The organism is Bacillus sp. AFS029533, from assembly GCF_002585125.1.
Taxonomy (GTDB): Bacteria; Bacillota; Bacilli; order Bacillales; family Bacillaceae_G; genus Gottfriedia; species Gottfriedia luciferensis_B.
On the sequence record NZ_NUQC01000017.1, the window covers coordinates 39685 to 59816 of the forward strand.

11 protein-coding genes are annotated in these 20132 nt (G+C 35.1%); 10 read left to right on the forward strand and 1 reads right to left on the reverse strand.

Going from position 1 to position 20132, the window contains the following annotated elements; genetic code table 11:
- The first annotated feature begins 16 nt into the window (after positions 1-16).
- The 9 genes from COE53_RS09175 to COE53_RS09215 all read left to right on the forward strand — a co-directional run bounded on the left by COE53_RS09175 (position 17) and on the right by COE53_RS09215 (position 16478).
- The gene (locus COE53_RS09175) at positions 17-733 is read left to right on the forward strand and encodes an SIS domain-containing protein (protein ID WP_098947867.1); all 717 of its coding nucleotides are present in this window, start codon (positions 17-19) and stop codon (positions 731-733) included.
- Between the two features lie 430 nt (positions 734-1163).
- A complete protein-coding gene (locus COE53_RS09180) occupies positions 1164-3104 on the forward strand; it encodes a BglG family transcription antiterminator (protein WP_069032664.1) in 1941 nt (646 codons plus the stop codon).
- 173 nt (positions 3105-3277) lie between these two features.
- Positions 3278-7579, forward strand: a complete 4302-nt coding sequence (locus COE53_RS09185; RefSeq protein WP_098947869.1) for an InlB B-repeat-containing protein — start codon at positions 3278-3280, stop codon at positions 7577-7579.
- Positions 7580-7679: 100 nt separating this feature from the next.
- Positions 7680-8984, forward strand: a complete 1305-nt coding sequence (celB, locus tag COE53_RS09190; protein WP_025568869.1) for a PTS cellobiose transporter subunit IIC — start codon at positions 7680-7682, stop codon at positions 8982-8984.
- Positions 8985-9035: 51 nt separating this feature from the next.
- Positions 9036-9551 (forward strand): RDD family protein, encoded by a 516-nt coding sequence (locus COE53_RS09195; RefSeq protein ID WP_025568868.1) that lies wholly within the window; start codon positions 9036-9038, stop codon positions 9549-9551.
- A gap of 30 nt (positions 9552-9581) precedes the next feature.
- Entirely contained in the window at positions 9582-9890 is a 309-nt protein-coding gene (locus COE53_RS09200) for a PTS sugar transporter subunit IIB (RefSeq protein WP_025568867.1), read from the forward strand.
- 129 nt (positions 9891-10019) lie between these two features.
- A complete protein-coding gene (locus COE53_RS09205) occupies positions 10020-10331 on the forward strand; it encodes a PTS lactose/cellobiose transporter subunit IIA (protein ID WP_025568866.1) in 312 nt (103 codons plus the stop codon).
- On the forward strand, positions 10331-11647 hold the full coding sequence (locus COE53_RS09210; protein ID WP_098947872.1) for a 6-phospho-beta-glucosidase: 1317 nt from the start codon (positions 10331-10333) through the stop codon (positions 11645-11647). Before COE53_RS09205 ends, COE53_RS09210 begins: the two co-directional genes overlap by 1 nt.
- A gap of 607 nt (positions 11648-12254) precedes the next feature.
- Positions 12255-16478, forward strand: a complete 4224-nt coding sequence (locus COE53_RS09215) for a S8 family serine peptidase (protein WP_098947874.1) — start codon at positions 12255-12257, stop codon at positions 16476-16478.
- 203 nt (positions 16479-16681) lie between these two features.
- Here the strand turns inward: COE53_RS09215 and COE53_RS09220 are convergent, their stop codons facing one another.
- Positions 16682-18103, reverse strand: coding sequence for an amino acid permease (locus tag COE53_RS09220; RefSeq protein ID WP_098947876.1), 1422 nt, complete (start codon positions 18101-18103; stop codon positions 16682-16684).
- 658 nt (positions 18104-18761) lie between these two features.
- Here COE53_RS09220 and COE53_RS09225 point away from each other — a divergent pair.
- A complete protein-coding gene (locus tag COE53_RS09225) occupies positions 18762-20033 on the forward strand; it encodes an efflux RND transporter periplasmic adaptor subunit (RefSeq protein ID WP_098947878.1) in 1272 nt (423 codons plus the stop codon).
- Positions 20034-20132: the final 99 nt, after the last annotated feature.

Genomic DNA, 20132 nt, shown 5'->3' on the forward strand with positions numbered 1-20132 from the left:
AAGAAGGTATTTATTTATGGAGAATTATTTTAAGTATGTGATGGCAAATCTCGAAAAACTCTATACGACACAAAATCAAAACATTGACCATGCAGCAACTTGTATTTTTGATGCCATTCAAAATGGTGGCCGCTTTCTTGTTACTGGTTCGGGTCATTCACATATGTTTGCAGAAGAATTTTATGTAAGAGCAGGTGGATTTGCGGATGTCTCTCCAATTTTGCCGAATGAGTTTTTTTTACATGACCATCCATTAAAAAGTACTGTAATCGAACGAATAGAAGCTTATGCAAAGGTAATTTTTGATTTATACAAAATAAGCTCAAAGGATATTCTTGTGATTGCTTCCAATTCGGGGAGAAATGGAATGACGGTTGAACTTGCAAAAATGACACAGGAATGCGGTGCAAAGGTAATTGCTTTTACAAATCCAAATCATCCAGAAGGCTCAAAATCAAGACATAGTAGTGGAAAATATCTTTGCGAATTTAGTGATGTAGTTATAGATAATTGTACCGGTCTTGGGGATGCTGCCTTTTATGTAGAAGAAGCAAATACAGGTATGGGTGCAACTTCCACAATAGCTGGAGCTTTTGTTGCTCAATCCATTTCTATATTATTAGCAAAAAAATATCATCAAGCTGGATTAAAACCACCTGTGTTTAAAAGTTCGAATGTAGATGGTGGAGATGAATGGAATAAAGAGTTGTTTGCTAAGTATTATGGTGTTTAATAATTAATCGAATAGCTAAAAGATTGATCTTACTTATTAGCTCGCTTTTGCGTTCTCAGTTTATGGGAGCGCTTTTTCACGTTTGAATGGTCATAAAGTGTTAACCTCGTCTTACAGAATTTCTAATACAACGTTAAGAAATGCTTAAAACAATAAAAAGCCAAATTCCTTGATCTTAGTGCTTTTATGCTAAGATAAGGATTTTTTTTGTATACAAAAGAATTAGAAACGATTGGTGCTAGTAAAATGTTCCTGTATTTTGTAGTAGGGCTTAGGTCGTATCATAGCATTGTAAGTATATATGACATATGAACTACGCTGGTTTGTTTTAAATTGCGAACTATTTTGGAAAAATTCAAACTGTTAAATAGATTTACTGGAAAGTAAACTTAAAATACTAGATTAGGCATCTAGGGTGGTGAGGTAATGTATGCGAAGAGATTTAATTTTGCAATATTTGTATCAAAAAGGAAAATCACTAACTTCACAGGAACTTGAATCAGAATTCGCTATTTCAAATCGTACATTACGAAATGAATTGAAAGAATTAAACGCGATTGGAGAAAAGTCTGGATTTGTGATTCAGAAAAAACGTGGTGAGGGCTATTTACTTCATATAGAAAACCAAGAGTTGGTCCAAACATATATGAAAGAAATAGACGGGGCATTAGCACCAGATTTACCTCGTGTTCGAGTGAATAATATTATTATGCTTTTGCTTCAAACGACTGAGTTTCAAACGATCGATCTGTTTGCTGATAGTCTAATGATTAGCAGATCGACAGTTTTTACCGACATGATTGAAGTTGAAAAGCAAGTAAGGATTTTTGATTTAAAAGTAGAAACAAAATCACGTTATGGAATTCGTTTACTTGGGGATGAAACGAATTTTAGAAGAGCGTTTTCCTACTTTCTAAGTCAAAAAGAAACAGGGTTATTAAAGAAGTCAAATTATCAAACTTTTGAGAAAGCGTTTCCGTTTGAGGAAATTCGAGCTGTTTTGAGTGAAGAAGTACAGAATAATCAATTGAAATTAAGTTATTTTGCACTTGAGAATATTTTAGTGCATATCCAAGTACTCTCGTTTCGAGTAACTCAACACAACTTTATCTTGCCTAATCAAGAAAAAAAGTTAGATGTTTCTCTAATTAAACCGTCATTTATGAATATAGCAAAGAGAATTTGTGAAATTCTTTCTGAACTATATCATGTCGTATTACCAGGGAGTGAAATAATCTATTTAGCTGCCCATATAAGTGGTAAATCGAGTGTAGACGATATTGAGGAACATGAAAAAAATGACTTAAAACAAAAACTAAAGAATTGTTTAGAAAGATTAGATCAAACATTCTTAACTCAGTTTTCAGGTGATCAGCAACTTTTAAATACGATGATCATGCACATGTATCCACTGTTAAGAAGATTATATTTTAATTTAAAGCTTACGAATCCTTTAATAGATGATGTTTATAGTAGGTATTCGGATGTGTTTATGATTGCATTAAATTTTTCTGAAATGATAAAGGAAATATGGGGATTTGAACTTTCTAGTGACGAAATGGGTTATATTACAATGCATTTAGCAGCTCATGTGGAAAGGGAGAAGCAAAAACAATTAAGTTCTTACAAAAAAATTCTACTATCTTACGGATTAGGAGCAGGGTCGGCTGATTTAATGAAAATGAAACTTGAGACACTTTTCCAAGGGGCAAAAATTGACGTCGTTTTGTATAGTGAGCTTCAATCGTTAAAGTTAGAAGATTATGACTTATTAGTTTCATCGACTTCGATTCCATTTGATAATATTTCGATTCCGTATATTCAAGTAGCACCAATACTAACTGAAACGGATGTTCAAAGAATTCGTCGAACGCTTACTAGATACCCGGCTAATAAAGTTAAAGAAGATGTACCGACACTTTTATCTTTATTTCATCCAGATTTGTTTTATATAGAAGAAAGCAAAGAGTCGTTTGACTACAAAGCATTTATTAAAGAAAAGGCAAAAAGCGTTGTTGAACTAGGATTTGCAGCACCTAACTATCCAGCTTTAGTTGTCGACCGTGAAGAAAAAATATCGACGATACTGCAAAATGGAATTGCTGCGCCACATGCATTAAAAATGGTTGCGATACAGGATTCGATCAGTGTGGTGATTTTTAAAAATCCGCCAACAATCGATGGGAAAGTTGTACAAATCTTATTTTTGATTAATCTTCGTGCCGGAGACTTGTTTTTACACAAAGAGTTAAGTCGATTATTTTTACATTTAATGGACCACCCCGAGACGAAGCAGAAAGTATTAAAATCAAATAATTTTAACGATTTTCAGTATGAAATTTCAAAAATCTTGTTTCAATATGGTTCGTAGCAGTTTAGCGATCATTCTAACAATCAAAGTAAGTAGGATGATCGCTAATAGAAACGAATCAACTTCATGCTATCATTTGTCCTTTTTAGATAATCTTGAAAACGGTTACTTAATTAAAAAAGGTGTTCTTCGATTAGAAAATTAATTAAATAAATTATTTTGGAGGAAGATAAATGAAAAGAAATAAATGGTTTTTAGGTAGAGCACTTCCAGCTTCTGTACTAGCGGCATCAATGTTTGCAACTCCATTTAGTGGCGTTGTTGCAAAAGCTGCACCAACTATTACTACTCAATCAGTAGCGCCAATCTCAACTGGCACTAAGATTTTTATGAATACTACACAAATCACTCATGCAAAACCAAGTGGATTAGATACAACCAAGCCAGTAAAATGGACAACTTCTGATCCTTACGTTGCATATGTTGATACGATTGGTAACGCAAAAGGTGATTATAGTGGAAAGATTTTAGGTGTATCTGGTGGATCTGCAATTATCACAGGTACTGGAGTAGATTTAAGTGGTAATGCAGCAACTGTGAATATTACGGTTTCTGTAATTGAGACGCAGGCATCTACTAATCTTGAAAAGGTAGTTTACTATTACAATGCGGGAGATTCGAAAATTCCTGCTGCTCTTTCATCATCTAATTTGCAAACAACAAATATTCCAACTGCTCCATCAGGAACTAAGTTTCCGTCTAAAAACTATGTTGGCTATGTTAATGGAGAAAATGGCGTAAAATGGTTAGTTTCAAAGGATACTTTAATTAAATCAAATGGCAACGTTAATTTTGGTGAAGAAAAAGATCATCCTGTCACTACTGGTATCGTATCCGATGCAATTACACTATATGATCCAAACTTAGCTCCAGCTGATCAAATTCAATATTTACAAGGTGGAAGATATATTCCTCAAACTGGTGAAAATTCAGGTTCAGGAGTCGATAAAAACGGAAACCCGACTCAATTTAACGCCAAAGAAGTAATTACAAACATTATGTCTGATGGAAATAATGGTCTTTGGATTCTAGGCGAGAAAGGAAATGCTACTCATATTGTAAGAAAGCAAATGTCCCTAATGGGCAAATCATTAGTTCAAGAAGAAATTTCTAGAAACTACGCAGATCGATTTGGATTCCAATCTGGTTCTATGAGTTTTGCTAATAAGGATAATATGATTAAAGCTCTTATGACTGCAGATAAAGATGCTATAAGCTCAATTTCTGATACAGATAATGATGGTTTATGGACAACAATGTACGCTTCAGGTGAAATTTGGAGATACAACTACATGAAAGAAAATTTTGGTGAAAAAGATGCTAGAACAATAGATGCAAAAGCTTCTGCAATTCGTGCTGTTGAAGCCATCGTAACGCTTGGTTATGTATCTGGAACGCAGTTAAAGGTACCTTCAAAAGACAATGTTAACGATGTTGTTTATGTTGTTAACTCACTTGGTGGAAACGTAAAGACAATTGACGAAGGAAAAAAATGGCTTGCAGATAACGAAGGTAAACCAGTATTCGTTGACAATGATGGGAAGTATACGTTAGACACAACAGGAAAACCTGCTTCTGCTGGCTTCTTTGCTAGATCATATAAAGTAGAGGGCAGCAACAATGGTTCTACGACTGCAGAAAGCAAATCATGGGACCAAGCTTGGCTTCAAAAAAGTGCAGGAACTACGACTGATGTTAACGGAAATACAGTTAAATATTCTGTTCCAGGTAAAATCAGTGGAGGGACTGCTGGAATCAAAGCGTATGACACTGTTGCTGTACCAAAACGTTTAACGAATATTGTAAATGAGCAAAATCCTAATTTAGATGATGCAACAAAAGCTTTAGACTCAAACAAAGTCTATTATAAAGCAACAACGTCTACAGACGAATTGGTAGGTCATTACTTCACATTAGACCTAGCTTATAACACGTTTAAAGATAGTGATCCTGAATTAGCGGCTCTTGTGAAAAATGATTTAATTAATCATACAAATGCAATGGTTTTAAACAACTATTATCAAGTAAGTGTTACTGGGGAGAACCCAATTGAATCTCGTTTCAATGGAACAGCTCCTGGAAATGGATTAAATGCTCCTTCAGCACCAACTAAATGGGCTAATTTAAATCCAGAATTCCTTGACGGTGTATCAAATGCATGGGGTAGAAATGACTATGAAGATGGTCCATTAAATGCAACATTAGCATTACAAATGCTTGTAGCTGCAAGAGATATGGGCGGTTATACGCCAGAAGAAAAAGCTGCACTTGAAGCACAAGGTGTTGCAGTAATTTCTCCACTTGATTTTGCAAACGAATACAAAGTAATGAATGGTGTCAAAGCGTCTACAACAGCTTCAGAGCACAATGATTATGAAACAAGATATCCAAAGTCTTATAACTCAACTTCATTACTTGATATGTCATTACAGTACCACTCTAGATACTTTGGTATTTCTGCTCATAACGGAGACGATATTGGCGTAAGTGGTGTATCTTACGAGTCATACATGAACTATTCTGATGAAGAAGAAGCTGCACTATCATACTACACATTATCTCATCATGCTGAGAAAGAGAACGCTAAAGGGATCTTAGATGGTATGAACCAATGGTGGTTCAATGAAAAGAGAGAGAAAAATCCATTTATGTCAACTTTCTACGCAGCTTCTCTAGGTGCATTGAAAGAAAAAGGATTTAGTATAGGAAGTTCAACGGTTGACCTTGCAGGTTCAACATGGCAAATGACACGTATTCCAAATAACTTCATGAACTGGGATGTTCTTTCTGCAAACAGAAATGACGTAACGCACGTGACACCTGATTTAATGGTTGATCAATTAATTCCACGTGATGAAGTGATGATGTCTAAATACAATACAAATATTTTCGGAACAATGGATCGTAGAACAATTGATTCTGGTAACAGCTTATCAATGGAATCATCAACTGTAACATCTATGCCTTATTGGTTAACTCAAAACCCTGAGGATGCTGTATATGTAGAAGGTTTAGGTTCAAAAGTTACTGCGCCAGTAAATAACGGAACAGAAAGTATTAATTATCCAACGAATGTAGCAGCTATGAATCCAAATGCTAAATATAACGAAGACACACATACATTTACGATTAATGTTGGTGACTCTGTTAAATTGGATGCTAAAACAACAGGATATACTAACAATGTATCTTGGTTAACGAATTCTTGGGATTTAGCTGGATATAACAATGGATTACCAACGCAAATCAATGCTGATTCAAATGTATCTCAAGTTCTTGATTTAAGAACTTTAGCAGCTTACGGTGAAGTTGGTAATGTAAGTGCAGCAGGAATTAGTGTAGATGGTGTGCACTATGGTTCATACGCAACTGCTTTAAGACCAGGAACTAGTACAGTTACGGGCTATGTGATCGACGGATTCTTTAGAACACCGAAAAAAATCACTTACACAATCAAAGTTGTTGATCCAATGAAGTCAGCTGAAAAAATTGCTCCGACTGAGCTTGACAAGAACGCATTTGCATATCCAACTTGGTTAAAAGATGCAATGGCTGAAAAAGGGCTTAATACAGATGGAAACAAATATGTAGAAGTTAGTTACGAATCATCTTCACCAGACGATGTTGCTGTTGATGCGGATGGAAAAGTAACATACAACACTGATAAACCAGCAAACATTACTGCAACGGTTGTATACTCTGGAATGACATTGAACGGAGATCCACAATTTGCAAATGATAGCCACGTGATGACTTTTGTACGCACAGTTTCTAAAGATGCAAAACAAACAGTATCATTTGATTCACAAGGTGGGTCTGCAGTAGATCCAATCACTGCAACTTACAATGAAGCAATTACTTCTCCAACACCAACAAAAACAGGATATACATTCCTTGGTTGGTATAAAGATGCTTCATGTACTCAAGCTTGGAACTTTGCGACTGATAAAGTAACAGCATCTACTACACTTTACGCTAAATGGGGTATTGGCAAATACACAGTTACATTTAACAGTAAAGGTGGATCTAATGTAGCTACTATAACAGGAAACTATGATTCTATCATTGCGAAACCAGCTAATCCAACGAAAAAAGGATTTGTCTTTGCTGGATGGTACAAAGATGCTGGACTTAAAACTGCATGGAACTTTGCAACTGATAAGGTAAAAGAAAATACAACACTATACGCAAAATGGGATGTTGCTAAAGCAACAGGACTAAAAGCAACAAAAGCAAGTACAACTTCAATTAAAGTAAATTGGACTGGAGTAAGTGGTGTATCTGGTTATGAAATCGTTCGTGCTACTAAAAGCGATTTCTCTGACCAAATAACAAAAACAACTACAACTGGAACATTTAATGCAACAGGATTAGTTAAAGGTAAAACGTACTACTTTAAAGTTCGTGCTTTCACTCTTGATGGAAAAGTTAAAGTTTACGGTAGTTACACAACTGTTATACAATTCAAACTTTAAATCTTAAATATTAAAAAGAAATAAATTCTAAAAGGGATCTTGGTATATAGGGAATTACTGATTTACCAAGATCCTAATTCCTTAGAGAGGGGATAACGTAATGAACAGCAGCTTTTTTGAAAAAAAATTCTTACCGATCGCTTCGAAAATAGGTAATCAAAGACACTTACTTGCTTTGCGTGATGGTATTATGTTTGCAATGCCACTAATGATCATTGGTTCATTTTTCATTATCGTAGCTTGGTTAGAAGCAGATTGGTATCAAAACTTTATGTCAAAAGTATTTGGTGAAAATTGGAATGCATTTGGAGATATCGTTTATAACGGTTCAATGGGGATTATCGCATTAGTTGCAGTATTTGGCGTAGCTTATTCCTTAGCAAGTAGTTATAAGGTCGATAAAAAGAATATTGATGGAGTTCCAGCTGGGGTATTAGCATTAGCAAGTTATTTAATTGTTAATATTATGAGCACTTTCAAAGATGGTAAGGAAACTGTATCAGCATGGTCACCTGATCTTTTTGGTGCACAATACTTGTTTGTTGGATTAATCATTGCAATTATTACTGCTGAAATTTATCGTTACTTCTTACAAAAGAAGATCATCATCACTTTACCAGATACTGTGCCGCCTACAGTTTCACGTTCATTTACGGCTCTTATTCCTGGCTTTGTGATTATCCTTTTCTTCTTACTAGTTCGATACGGATTTAGTCATACTGGTTGGGGAGATTTTGCAACGTTTGTTCATAAAGTTGTGACACAGCCATTTACAATTTTAGGATCAACTTATGTTGGTACACTTGTCGCATGTTTAATGGAACACCTTTTGTGGAGTTTTGGTATCCACGGTTCATCAATCATCACGTCTGTTATGGAACCAATTTGGATTACAAATGCAGATGCAAACTTAGAAGCACTTAAAGCAGGTAAAACATTACCACATATCATTACGTATACATTCTATGAGAATGGAATTTGGATGGGTGGTTCTGGTGCTACTTTACCAGTTGCAATCTATATGACATTTTTAGCGAAGTCAAAACTTCTTAAGAAGGTAGGACGTCTAGCAATTGGGCCATCTATCTTTAACGTTAATGAGCCAATTATGTTTGGTGTTCCGATTGTTTTAAATCCATTTTTAATGATCCCTTATATTCTAGCTCCAGTAGCAGTATTAACAGTAACGTACTTTGGTACGGCAATGGGAATTTTCCCACATACAACTGGAACAATCATCCCTTGGACAACCCCATATTTCATAAGTGGTTATCTAATGACGGGTGGTAAGATTATGGGTGTAGTTATGCAATTGGTAGCTTTTGCAGTGGCTTCGATCATTTGGTTCCCATTCATTCGAATTTGGGATAAGAAAAATTTAGAAATGGAGAAAGCTAGTAAATAATTCTCCCAAGCAAATAGATAGATAATTGATTAGAAGAAGGGACTAAATCTTATGGAAAATCGACAAAAAATTATAACTTCGTTTCGATTGAAAAGAATCGGTGCCTTTGCCATTGATGCAATAATTGTTTCAATCATCTTGTCAATTGTGTATCGAATCACGGGACTTCCAAACTTTCCAGGAGTTCTAGCAAATATGATTGAACTTCAAAAATCAACTGCTAGTCAAGATGCAGCAGTAAAGGTAATGGCTCTTTTTAATGAAGCATTTCTCCAATCGCTTATAATCTATTTTTGTTATGACGTCTTAACAACCTTATTGTTAAGAGGATCGACAATTGGAAAGAAGATCTTTCGATTGAAGTTAACACGCATCAATAATAAAAAGGGAATACTTCCTTATGTATTACTAGTGATTGTTAGAAGTTTCTTTAAATTTTTGACGATGTTTATTTTTCAAGGTCTTCCGTTCTTTTTATCAGTTATTAGCATGTTTGCTAATAAAAAGTCATTAGCTGTGCACGATCGAATCGGTCGATTTGTCGTTATTAATAAGAATGAAATATAAAAAAACTTACTAAAGAAAGAGGAAATCATCATGAATATCTTACTTTGCTGTGCTGCAGGCATGTCAACAAGTCTAATCGTTTCTAAAATGGAAAAAGTTGCTGAATCAAAAGGGATTTCAGCACACATTTGGGCAGTTTCAGAATCAGTTGTTCGTTCAGAAATCGATGAAGCTGATGTGTTATTGTTAGGTCCACAAGTACGTTTCCTTTTAGAAGAAATGGAAGAAATCTGTGAAGAGAAAAACATTCCAGTTGAAGTAATTAATATGATGAATTACGGCATGTGCGATGGTGAAGCGATTTTAGAGCAAGCGATCAGTTTAATTGAAAACAAGTAGTAATTGTTGAGAAACGACTTTTCTGATCTTTGCTCAAGAAAAATACGATGAATACCTTAAAGGTAAAATTAGTAACCGTGGGGTTATGACGATAAAAAATTTTATTAATAAAGAGAGGAGGGCAGTTTCATGGTAAAAAATGAAACGGAAATTTTCACACTGATTCTTCATGGGGGAAATGGTCGAAGTGCTGCTATGGAAGCGATTCAAGCAGCAAAAAAACAAGACTTCGATTTAGCTCGCAAGAAATTGAAAGAAGCAGGTGATGCATTAAATGAGGCACACCATATCCAAACAACGCTTATTCAATCAGAGATTGGTGGCACTCCAACTGAGATTTCACTTTTAATGATTCATGCTCAAGATCACTTAATGAATGCAATGACTGTAAAAGACCTGGCAAAAGAGTTCGTTGACATGTATGAAAGGGGCCAAAAATAATGTCAAAGAAATTCAAAATCGTGACAATAGGTGGGGGCTCAAGTTATACACCAGAATTGGTTGAGGGAATTATTAAGCGCTATGAACAAATTCCAGTAACTGAGCTGTGGCTTGTTGATGTCGAAGCTGGACGCGAAAAATTAGAAACAGTTGGTGCACTAGCAAAACGTATGGTCAAAAAAGCAGGAGTACCAATGAGGATTCATCTTTCGTATAATCGTCGTGAGGCCCTTAAAGATGCTGATTTTGTTACAACACAGCTTCGTGTTGGACAACTAGCTGCACGAGCACTTGATGAAAGAATTCCACTTAAACATGGCGTAATCGGACAAGAAACAAACGGTGCAGGTGGATTGTTTAAAGCCTTACGTACAATTCCTGTTATTTTGGATATTTGTAAAGAAGTTGAGGAGCTATGTCCAAATGCTTGGATCCTAAACTTTACAAACCCTGCTGGTATGGTTACAGAAGCAGCATTAAGATATTCAAATATTAAGAGATTCATTGGTCTTTGCAATATACCGATCGGAATGGAAATGGGTGTTGCAAAACTATTAAATGTTGATCATTCGCGTGTTCGTATTGATTTTGCAGGTCTAAATCATATGGTATATGGTATAGAGGTTTATTTAGACGGAGTTAGTGTAAAAGAGCAAGTACTTGAAATGATTATGGATCCTGCTAATGCTAGTTTTGTAAAAAATATTGATGCTGAAGAATGGGCACCTGAATTCCTAAAAGCAGTCAATGTCATTCCTTGTTCTTATCACCATTACTATTACAAAACATCTGAAATGCTTGAACGAGCATTAAAAGATTTTGAATCGAATGAAACGCGTGCAGAAGTCGTGCAAAAAATTGAAGCATCTCTTTTTGAAAAATATAAAGATGAAGCGCTAGATATAAAACCACCTGAGCTAGAAAAACGTGGTGGAGCTTACTATTCTGATGCGGCTTGTCGTTTAATTTCATCTATCTATAATGATACGAGAGATATCCAACCATTAAACACAATGAACAAGGGAGCTATTTCAGGCTTACCGTATGACGGAGCAGTAGAAGTTAGCTGTGTCATTACAAAAGATGGTCCAATTCCACTGACAATCGGGGAATTACCAGTTCCAGTTCGAGGATTAATTCAAACGATTAAATCTTTCGAACAAACGGCAATTGAGGCAGCAGTTGAAGGAAGTCGCGAAAAAGCAATTCTTGCATTGACTATTAATCCACTTGTAGCAAATGATAAAGTAGCTGTAGCGATCGTTGACGAAATGCTAGAAGCGCATAAAGAATATTTACCAAGGTTTTTTAAATAAAACAAATGTTTACGGCAGTAAATCCATTGGGATGTGCTGCCTTTTTATTTTTTTAGCTTTTTTAATATATTTTGCTGCTTTAATAGAACCATTACCTAAACTGATTATTTGTCGAACAAACACTTCAATAGACTTAGTAAAGCCTTCATTATGTTCAAAAAATTCTATGAGTATATATCTAGAAAATTGAATATGTCTAGTACTTTAAAACTATAAAAAATACTCCAAAATGATAAATTTTTACATGAATTTACATATTTTTATTAAAAATACAAAAAAACTTTAAAAATTTTTAAAATATTAGGAATTTTATAAAGGAATTTTGACTCAAAAAAAGAATTATTTAATTTATCTATTATTCCTTAGAAACTTTATTAAAAAAATATTAAAAAGTATAGGTATTAATAGGATCAATAACGGTGAAAGGAGATATTAGGGGGTTATCTGGAAAAGATTTTCAGAGGTAATTTGACATGTTTTTGATTGAGAAGTTTTTTCAATGAATCTGTCGATATTCCTCGAATTACTAATTAAAAAACAGGGGAAGTTTTTTAAGAAAGTTTGTACTAATCTATTTCATATAAAATTTCTGGAGAGGAACTGAGAAATGACTAACAAAAAAAATCGTAAAATTACTACATACGCTTTGGCGTCTGCTCTTGCTCTTTCTAATTTAGCATTTGTATCACCAACTTCAGCTGAATCTTACCGACCAGGTGACTTAGCATCAAAGTTGGAACAAATTAAACAATCACAGGAAACAAAAGAACTACAAAATAAAAACAACTTATCTGATGCGAAAGCAAACTTAAAAGCTTCAGATAAAGTGCGTGTCATCGTAGAATTGGATGGACAATCACCAATTGAATACGCAACAAAACAAGGTAAATTGTTTAAAGACTTATCTGAAAGTCAAAAGTCTAGTCTTTATGCAAAAGTAGATAGTCAACAAAGTTCGGTAAAATCAAAGTTACAATCAAAAGGAATCAACATTAATTATAAAAAACAATTTACAACTGCATTTAACGGTTTCAGTGGTGAAGTTCAATTTGGTGATGTAGCAAAAATTGAAGCTACTTCTGGTGTCAAAAATGTCTATTTAGCAAATGAGTACAACCGCCCTACAGCTGAACCATCTACTCCAGATATGACGAAGAGTCATCAATTTATCCAGTCTAAAGAAACTTGGAAAGACACTGGATTTGATGGAAAAGGTATGGTTATCTCCATTATCGATACAGGGATTGACCCTACACACCGTGATTTTAAATTAACGGATCCTTCAAAAGAGGACTTAACAAAAGATTCAGTAGCTCAAATTGTAAAAGATAAAGCTTTACCAGGTAAATTCTACACTGATAAAGTTCCTTATGGTTATAACTATTATGACCAAAACAGTATCGTAACGGACCTTGGACCTGGTGCTTCAATGCACGGTATGCACGTAGCAGGTATTACGGCTGCTAACGGAGACGAAGCAAACGGTGGTATTAAAGGAGTTGCACCAGAAGCGCAAGTTCTTGCGATGAAAGTATTCAGTAATGACCCAAGTTATCCATCTACATGGTCTGATATTTATCTTGCAGCGATCGACGATTCTATTAAACTAGGTGCAGATGTACTAAACATGAGCCTTGGTTCTGTAGCATCTTCTTATGAGCCAAATAGCGCAGAAGATCTTGCAATTACTCGTGCAGTTGACAATGGTATTGTGTGTGCTGTTTCTTCTGGTAACTCGAACCATATTGGTTATGGATGGGGAGACCCTCTATCACAAAACCCTGATATTGGTGTAACTGGAGCTCCAGGTCTTAATAAAGACACAATCTCAGTAGCTGCTTCTGGAAATGAAGCTTATCTATATGAACATGCGATCACTGTTGATGGTAATAACGATCTTAGTGTAGTTGGTAAGGGAATAGATGTTTGGAAAGATCTATCAGATAAATTTGGTGGAAATATTCCAGTTGTAAACCTAGGTAAAAAAGCTGATGGAACATACAAACTAGGTGCACCGGATGATTATAACGGTGTAGATGTTAAAGGGAAAATCGTATTAGTAGCACGTGGTTCTTTAACTTTTGCTGATAAAACGAAATACGCTGCTCAAGCAGGTGCTGCTGGTATTATCGTATGGAATGCAACTAATGGTGTTCAATACGCTGACCAAGGTGGATGGGATGTTCCTATTATGCTTGTTAACTCAAAAGCAGATGGTGAAGCGTTAGCAAATGCAATTAATGGTTCGGGAACATTGCATGTATCTCAAACTGCCAAAAATGAAAGTCCTGAAATGGGCCGTATGACAAGCTTTACTTCATGGGGAGTAACACCTAGCCTTGAGTTAAAGCCAGAAATTACAGCTCCAGGTGGAAACATTTATTCAACTGTTAATAACAACCAATATGAAGTAATGAGTGGTACTTCAATGGCAGCTCCACACGTAGCTGGTGGATCTGCATTAGTACAAGAGTACTTAAAAAGTGATAAACGTTTCAGTTCTTTAAGCTTAAGTCAACGTACTCACTTAGCAAAAGTATTATTAATGAATACTGCAAAGGTTATTAATGACTTAGATGGACACCCATTCTCACCACGTCGTCAAGGTGCAGGTATGATGCAAATTGAAAACGCTGTTACTACACCAGTTTACTTCTATAGTAAGGCAACAGGTGAAGCGAAATACGAATTGAAGGATTTCCAATCTAAGCAAGTATCAATGACTTTTACAGCTAAAAACATTTCTGATAAAGATGCTGAATATAAAGTTGACACAAATGCATTAACAGATGAATTCTATCAAACTACTGCTGTTGATCGTAATGCGCTTCAAACAGGAGCATTAGATGGTGCAAAAATAGATGCGCCTGAAACAATTAAAGTTCCAGCGGGTCAATCAGTTGATTTCACAGTGAAAATTGATTTAACTGATGCAAAAATTCCTGGATTCGATAAGAGTGGAAAAGAGATTTCTGTACCACTACATGACAATATTTTTGTTGAAGGTTCTGTAAATCTGATCAGTACTGATGGTCATCCAAATTTAACGACTCCATACGTAGGCTTCTACGGTAAGTGGGACAGTCTGCCAATCCTTGATGGATTCAAAGATCTTGGTGAAACTCGTTACTTTGATTTAGCAAGGGCTTATAAAGGTGCACATGACATGGCAACTGATGGCGATAGTACATTCTGGGAAGCGGCTCCTGGTAAGGATGGAGAGAAATATTACGCGTTTTCACCAAACGGCGATAACAGTGGTGATGATATCAATGCTCTTCCATCTTTCTTAAGAAATGCATCAGAAGTACAATATAATATCCTTGACCAAGGTGGTAAATTCCTTCGCCGTTTAAGTGCTCAATCTGATGTTACTAAAAATAATTATAACAACGGTAAAGGCGAAATCATGAAGGATAGTGAGTCAACTATTTGGGATGGTAAAGTAAATGGTCAAGTTATGCCAGACGGAAAATACTATTACGAGATTAAATCTGTAATTGGCTATGATAATGCAAAGTGGCAGTCAAAGAAGATTCCAGTTTATATTGATACTAAAGCTCCAAGTATTAAAGCAACTTATGACCCTGATAAGAAAATTGTATCTTGGGAAGGTTCAGATGACGCAACAGGAGTCAAAGTATATGGTATTTTCGTAAATGGTAAACTAGATGGTACAACTGATGGTACAAAGTCTTCTTATGATCTTTCTAAAGCTCCTGCTAAAGCATTAGTTGAAGTAGTTGCTATGGACTATGCAGGTAACGGGGCAGAAGATGTTGCAACGATTGGAGACGTGGATCTTCCATTAGTGTACATCACTGATGGTACATCAGATGGTGCTGGAGGATACGTTCCTAACTCACCAGAGCCATGGGGCGCTTACAGTGATAACACAGTTCCAGTTAAAGGTTTCGTAACAGATGATATCGGTATTAAAACAGTTAAGGTTAATGGAAAAGAAGTTCCAACTACTTTTGATGCTAAGACTGGACATTACAACTACTCAACAACTGTAACATTTGACCAAGATGGACCATTCACTGTTCAAGTAGAAGCAACAGATTATGCTAACAAAAACTTCTCAGTTGCGCGTCATATTTATGTGGATACTCACGCGGCAGAAATTAATGTACTAAATGCTCCTACTCGAGTGGATAAAAAGGTAGAAGAAGTTACTTTTAAAGTAAACTTAAAAGATAACTATAGCTACTTAAACTTCTTCGTTGGTGAAAACCACGAATTTGAAGTACCATTAATCAGTCCAGTAGATGTTGTAAAACCACTAAACAAAGACTATGAAGTAACTGTCCCATTAAAAGAAGGACAAAATAAAATTACGTTAAGAGCGACTGACCTTGCTGGTAATGAAACAGTGAAGGAAGTAGTAATTAATCGTGCAGATGCTCCGGTTAAATCTGGATGGGTAGTAGAAAATGGCAAAAAATACTACTATATCAAAGGTGTTAAAGTAACTGGTATGCAAACAATCAGTGGTAAAAAATATTACTTCGATAATAGTGGAGTAATGAAAACTAGTTGGGTAACGTATAACGGCAAGAAGTATTACTTCGATAAGTATGGAGTAATGAAAACTAGCTGGTTAGTATTAGGAACTAAACACTATTACTTTGATAAATACGGAGTAATGAAAACTAGTTGGTTAGTATTAGGTTCTAAACACTACTACTTCGATCCAAACGGAGTAATGTTTAGCAATGGCTGGAAAAAGATAAGTGGTAAATATTATTACTTCAACAAATCTGGCGTAATGGCTGTAAATACTACAATCGGTAAATATAAAGTAGGTAAAGACGGAGCAAGAAAGTAAGCTTTTGATTTAATAGCTTACTAGAATTCGAGAAATTTTGGGCATGTATTCGATTTAAGATCGGATACATGCTTTTTGTTTTGACAGGATTTATTGGAAATTAGGAAAGAAAGGGATACTTGTCTTAACGAAAAAAACCACAAGGAAAATAATTTCCCTTGTGGCAATGGCTTTTTTAATAGTCTCTATAATTTTTTAGCGGCTTAGCTTATTTTAGTTTTATTATTGTTGTTGTCCGCATTCCCAAGTACACTTCGTTTCTTACCATATAAACCATACACAACAAGTCCTATAGCCATCCAGACAATAAAACGAATAAATGTAATTCCTGGAAGGCTTGCAATTAGATAAGCCGAGAATCCAATCCCGATTAATGGAATAATTGGAACTAATGGCGTTTTGAATCCTCTTTTTAAGTCAGGACGTTTTACACGTAATACAATAATAGAAGAACAAATTAAAATAAATGCTGTTAACGTTCCGATATTAACTAATTCTGCGACTTCGTTAATTGGCGTAACACCTGCTACAAATGCCGTAATTAACCCAATTAATAAAGTAGGACGATAAGGTGTTTTATATTTAGGATGTAATTTTGTAAACCATTTTGGTAATAGACCATCTCTACTCATTGAGAACCAAATACGTGATCCAGCAAGCATAAATGAGAATAATACTGATAGAATACCTGCTATAGCAGCGGCAGAAATGATGATTGTAATCCATTTCATGCCGATATTACTAAAGGCTTTTGCTACAGGAGCTGCGTTATTAAGTGTTTCGTACGGAGCCATACCTGTAATAATAAGTGACATAGCAACATACAAACATAAAGCGACAGCTAATGAGATGATAACTGCAAGTGGTAAATCACGTTGCGGTCTTTTTGCTTCTTCTGCTGCTGTAGTTAATGTGTCATATCCAAATACTGCAAAGAATACTAGAGCCGCTCCACTCATTACGCCATGAAAACCAAAAGGCATGAAAGGATGCCAGTTAGCTGAATTAATATGAAAACTTCCAACTGCAATAACTAAAAGAATAATACCTAATTTGATTATAACCATTAATGAATTAAATTTAGAACCCATTTCTGTTCCTAATGTAAGTAAGCCTGCAATTCCAAGACTAACTAAAACGGCAATTAAGTCAACTTTGTGACCTGCTCCAGTACCAGGCGCGCCTTGTGCCCATACAGGAATATGAACACCCATTTGTAGTAAAAACTCTTGCATATAGCCAGACCATCCAATGGCTACTACTGCAACAACTAGGGCGTACTCGAGTAACAAATCCCACCCGATTAACCAAGCTGTACCTTCTCCTAAAACAGCATAACTGTAAGTATAGGCACTTCCGGCTACCGGTATTAAACCAGCAAACTCTGCATAACACAGTGCTGCTGCTGCGCTAGCTAAACCAGCAATAATAAACGATAAAAGAACTGCCGGACCAGCGTGTTCAGCTGCTGCTACACCAGTTAATACGAAAATACCTACACCTATAATCCCGCCTAAACCAATGGCAGTCAGTTGCCATAAACCTAGAACGCGATTAAGTCCGGTATTTTTAGCCCCATCCTGTTGAAGCTGTTCAATCGACTTTTTCCTGAAAAAAGCATTCATCCAAAGACTCCCCCTTTTTATGAATAATCTGTATTTTTAGTAAATAAATACACACTGCTTAAAAGAGTGCGTAGTAACTAATCAATTTGTAACGGGAGAGTTGTATCAATTCCCATAATTGAAAGAAAAAGACTTTTAATTCCTCGAAATTATCGTAAGCGTTTTCCAATGCGTATAAGAAATACTTTTAGTAGAAGAAAAATCCTTTTCTACAAAGATATTTTTTGTATTGTAACATAGTTCAATAATACTACGCAATAATAGTATGAATGTTTTAAATTTTATACTTTAATCTAATAAAATCTAAATTTTAATTAAATTAATGAAAGTATGTGCGAAAATACATAGATTTATCAAAGGGTTCTGTGACTTTTTTAGTAGACACTAATTATTCGTTTTTTCGGGTAAAAATTAAAATATTAACAATAAAATTATTTTTTTAAAATTAAAATTTGAATATTCTGAAATAATATAAATCTGCCCAAATCAACCTAATAATCCATTCAAAAGGACAAATAGATTGTTTATTAAAAAAAACATATCAAATATTTATCATTTTCTAAAAAATCTCCTTGAAACGCTTTTTAAAACAATAGACAATAGATATAGGAGAAGTCGTATTAAGTTTTTGGCAAGATAAGGAAGGGGCAAGAGTTTTATGGAAACGGCGAAAAGAATTGACGAAGAAAAAGAACAAGTAAAAGTAATTACGCCACGTCAGAAGAAATTTATTTTAATGGGGATCATTGTTCTTTTAATCGTTTCTGTGGTTCTTAGCGTAGCGGTAGTAGAAATTAAAAAAAGTAAATCTAAAACATTACAGTTTATCAGTCCAACGGTAAAAAGTTTTACGAAAACTGAAACTGTGTCTGGTCGTGTAGTACAAAGCCATACTGAAACTATTTACGTTAATCCAACTAAAGGTTCTATAAATGAGATATTTGTTAAAGAAGGAGATACTGTCACTAAAGGGCAAAAACTTTTTTCTTATGAAGATACAACTATAGCAGCTGAAATAGGACAAGCAGAAGTAAATAAGAAGCTAGCGGAAACAACTGTTACGCAGAAAAACGACCAAATAGCATCAATAGAGAAAGACATTCAAAATGTTATTTCAGCGTCAACACCAACACCTAATACAACAGATGCAAATAATACAGATAAAAATACAACAAATACAACAAGGACAACAAGTACTCCGGAGATTCAATCCCTGCAAGCTGAACTTAATACTGCAAAGGAAGAGCTTAATGCTGCACAGCTAAAAGTAGAACAATATACTCTAGAAGCTGAAAAGTTGAAAGCACAACAAGAATCATTAACTGTTAACAGTAATAATGATGGGGTAGTTCTTAATTTGAACAAAAGTATCGGTCAAGGTTATAAAGCTACAGATAAACAGCAAATCTCAATTATGCAAATTGCTTCAAATGAACCGTTTCAAATTGAAGGAAAGCTAACAGAAGAAGAGAAAGCAAAAGTAGAGCCAGGGCAAGCAATTAAAGTCACTTCAAAGGTTGTTACCGATAAGAGCTGGAAAGGAAGCGTTTCAGAGGTAAGTAACTATCCTATGAGTGATCAATCTACCAACCAAGCTAAGAATTCCAAAAAAGAAGCTATACCATATTACACTTTTAGAGCAACTTTAGATTCACAAGAGAATCTATATCCTGGCTATGAAACAAATCTTGAAGTAGTAGTACAATCAAAGGAATTGTTAGCAATACCTGAGACGAGCGTTAAAGGATCAGGAAAATCAAAATATGTGTATGTACTTAAAAAAGGAACTATTTATAAACAAAGTGTAAAAACTGGCCAAAAACAAGGGAAATATATTGCCATTCTTAAAGGAGTAAAAGAAGGGGATAAAGTAGGGAAAAATCCATCCTGGACTGTCCGCCCTGGAACTAAAATTGATTTAGATAAGTAATAAGAATAGACGATCACTGTAGAAAATTCATTTTACTATAGTGATCGTCTATTTATTTTCTTAAATTGTTGAAAGGCGCTGCAATCAATCTAAAAATCG

Excerpts from the sequence above, each read along its gene's own strand:
- COE53_RS09205 (WP_025568866.1), top strand. The coding sequence starts at position 10,020 with ATGGTAAAAAATGAAACGGAAATTTTCACACTGATTCTTCATGGGGGA.
- COE53_RS09220 (WP_098947876.1), bottom strand. The coding sequence starts at position 18,103 with ATGAATGCTTTTTTCAGGAAAAAGTCGATTGAACAGCTTCAACAGGAT.
- COE53_RS09180 (WP_069032664.1), top strand. The coding sequence starts at position 1,164 with ATGCGAAGAGATTTAATTTTGCAATATTTGTATCAAAAAGGAAAATCA.
- COE53_RS09210 (WP_098947872.1), top strand. The coding sequence starts at position 10,331 with ATGTCAAAGAAATTCAAAATCGTGACAATAGGTGGGGGCTCAAGTTAT.
- COE53_RS09215 (WP_098947874.1), top strand. The coding sequence starts at position 12,255 with ATGACTAACAAAAAAAATCGTAAAATTACTACATACGCTTTGGCGTCT.
- COE53_RS09200 (WP_025568867.1), top strand. The coding sequence starts at position 9,582 with ATGAATATCTTACTTTGCTGTGCTGCAGGCATGTCAACAAGTCTAATC.
- COE53_RS09195 (WP_025568868.1), top strand. The coding sequence starts at position 9,036 with ATGGAAAATCGACAAAAAATTATAACTTCGTTTCGATTGAAAAGAATC.
- celB (WP_025568869.1), top strand. The coding sequence starts at position 7,680 with ATGAACAGCAGCTTTTTTGAAAAAAAATTCTTACCGATCGCTTCGAAA.
- COE53_RS09175 (WP_098947867.1), top strand. The coding sequence starts at position 17 with ATGGAGAATTATTTTAAGTATGTGATGGCAAATCTCGAAAAACTCTAT.
- COE53_RS09185 (WP_098947869.1), top strand. The coding sequence starts at position 3,278 with ATGAAAAGAAATAAATGGTTTTTAGGTAGAGCACTTCCAGCTTCTGTA.
- COE53_RS09225 (WP_098947878.1), top strand. The coding sequence starts at position 18,762 with ATGGAAACGGCGAAAAGAATTGACGAAGAAAAAGAACAAGTAAAAGTA.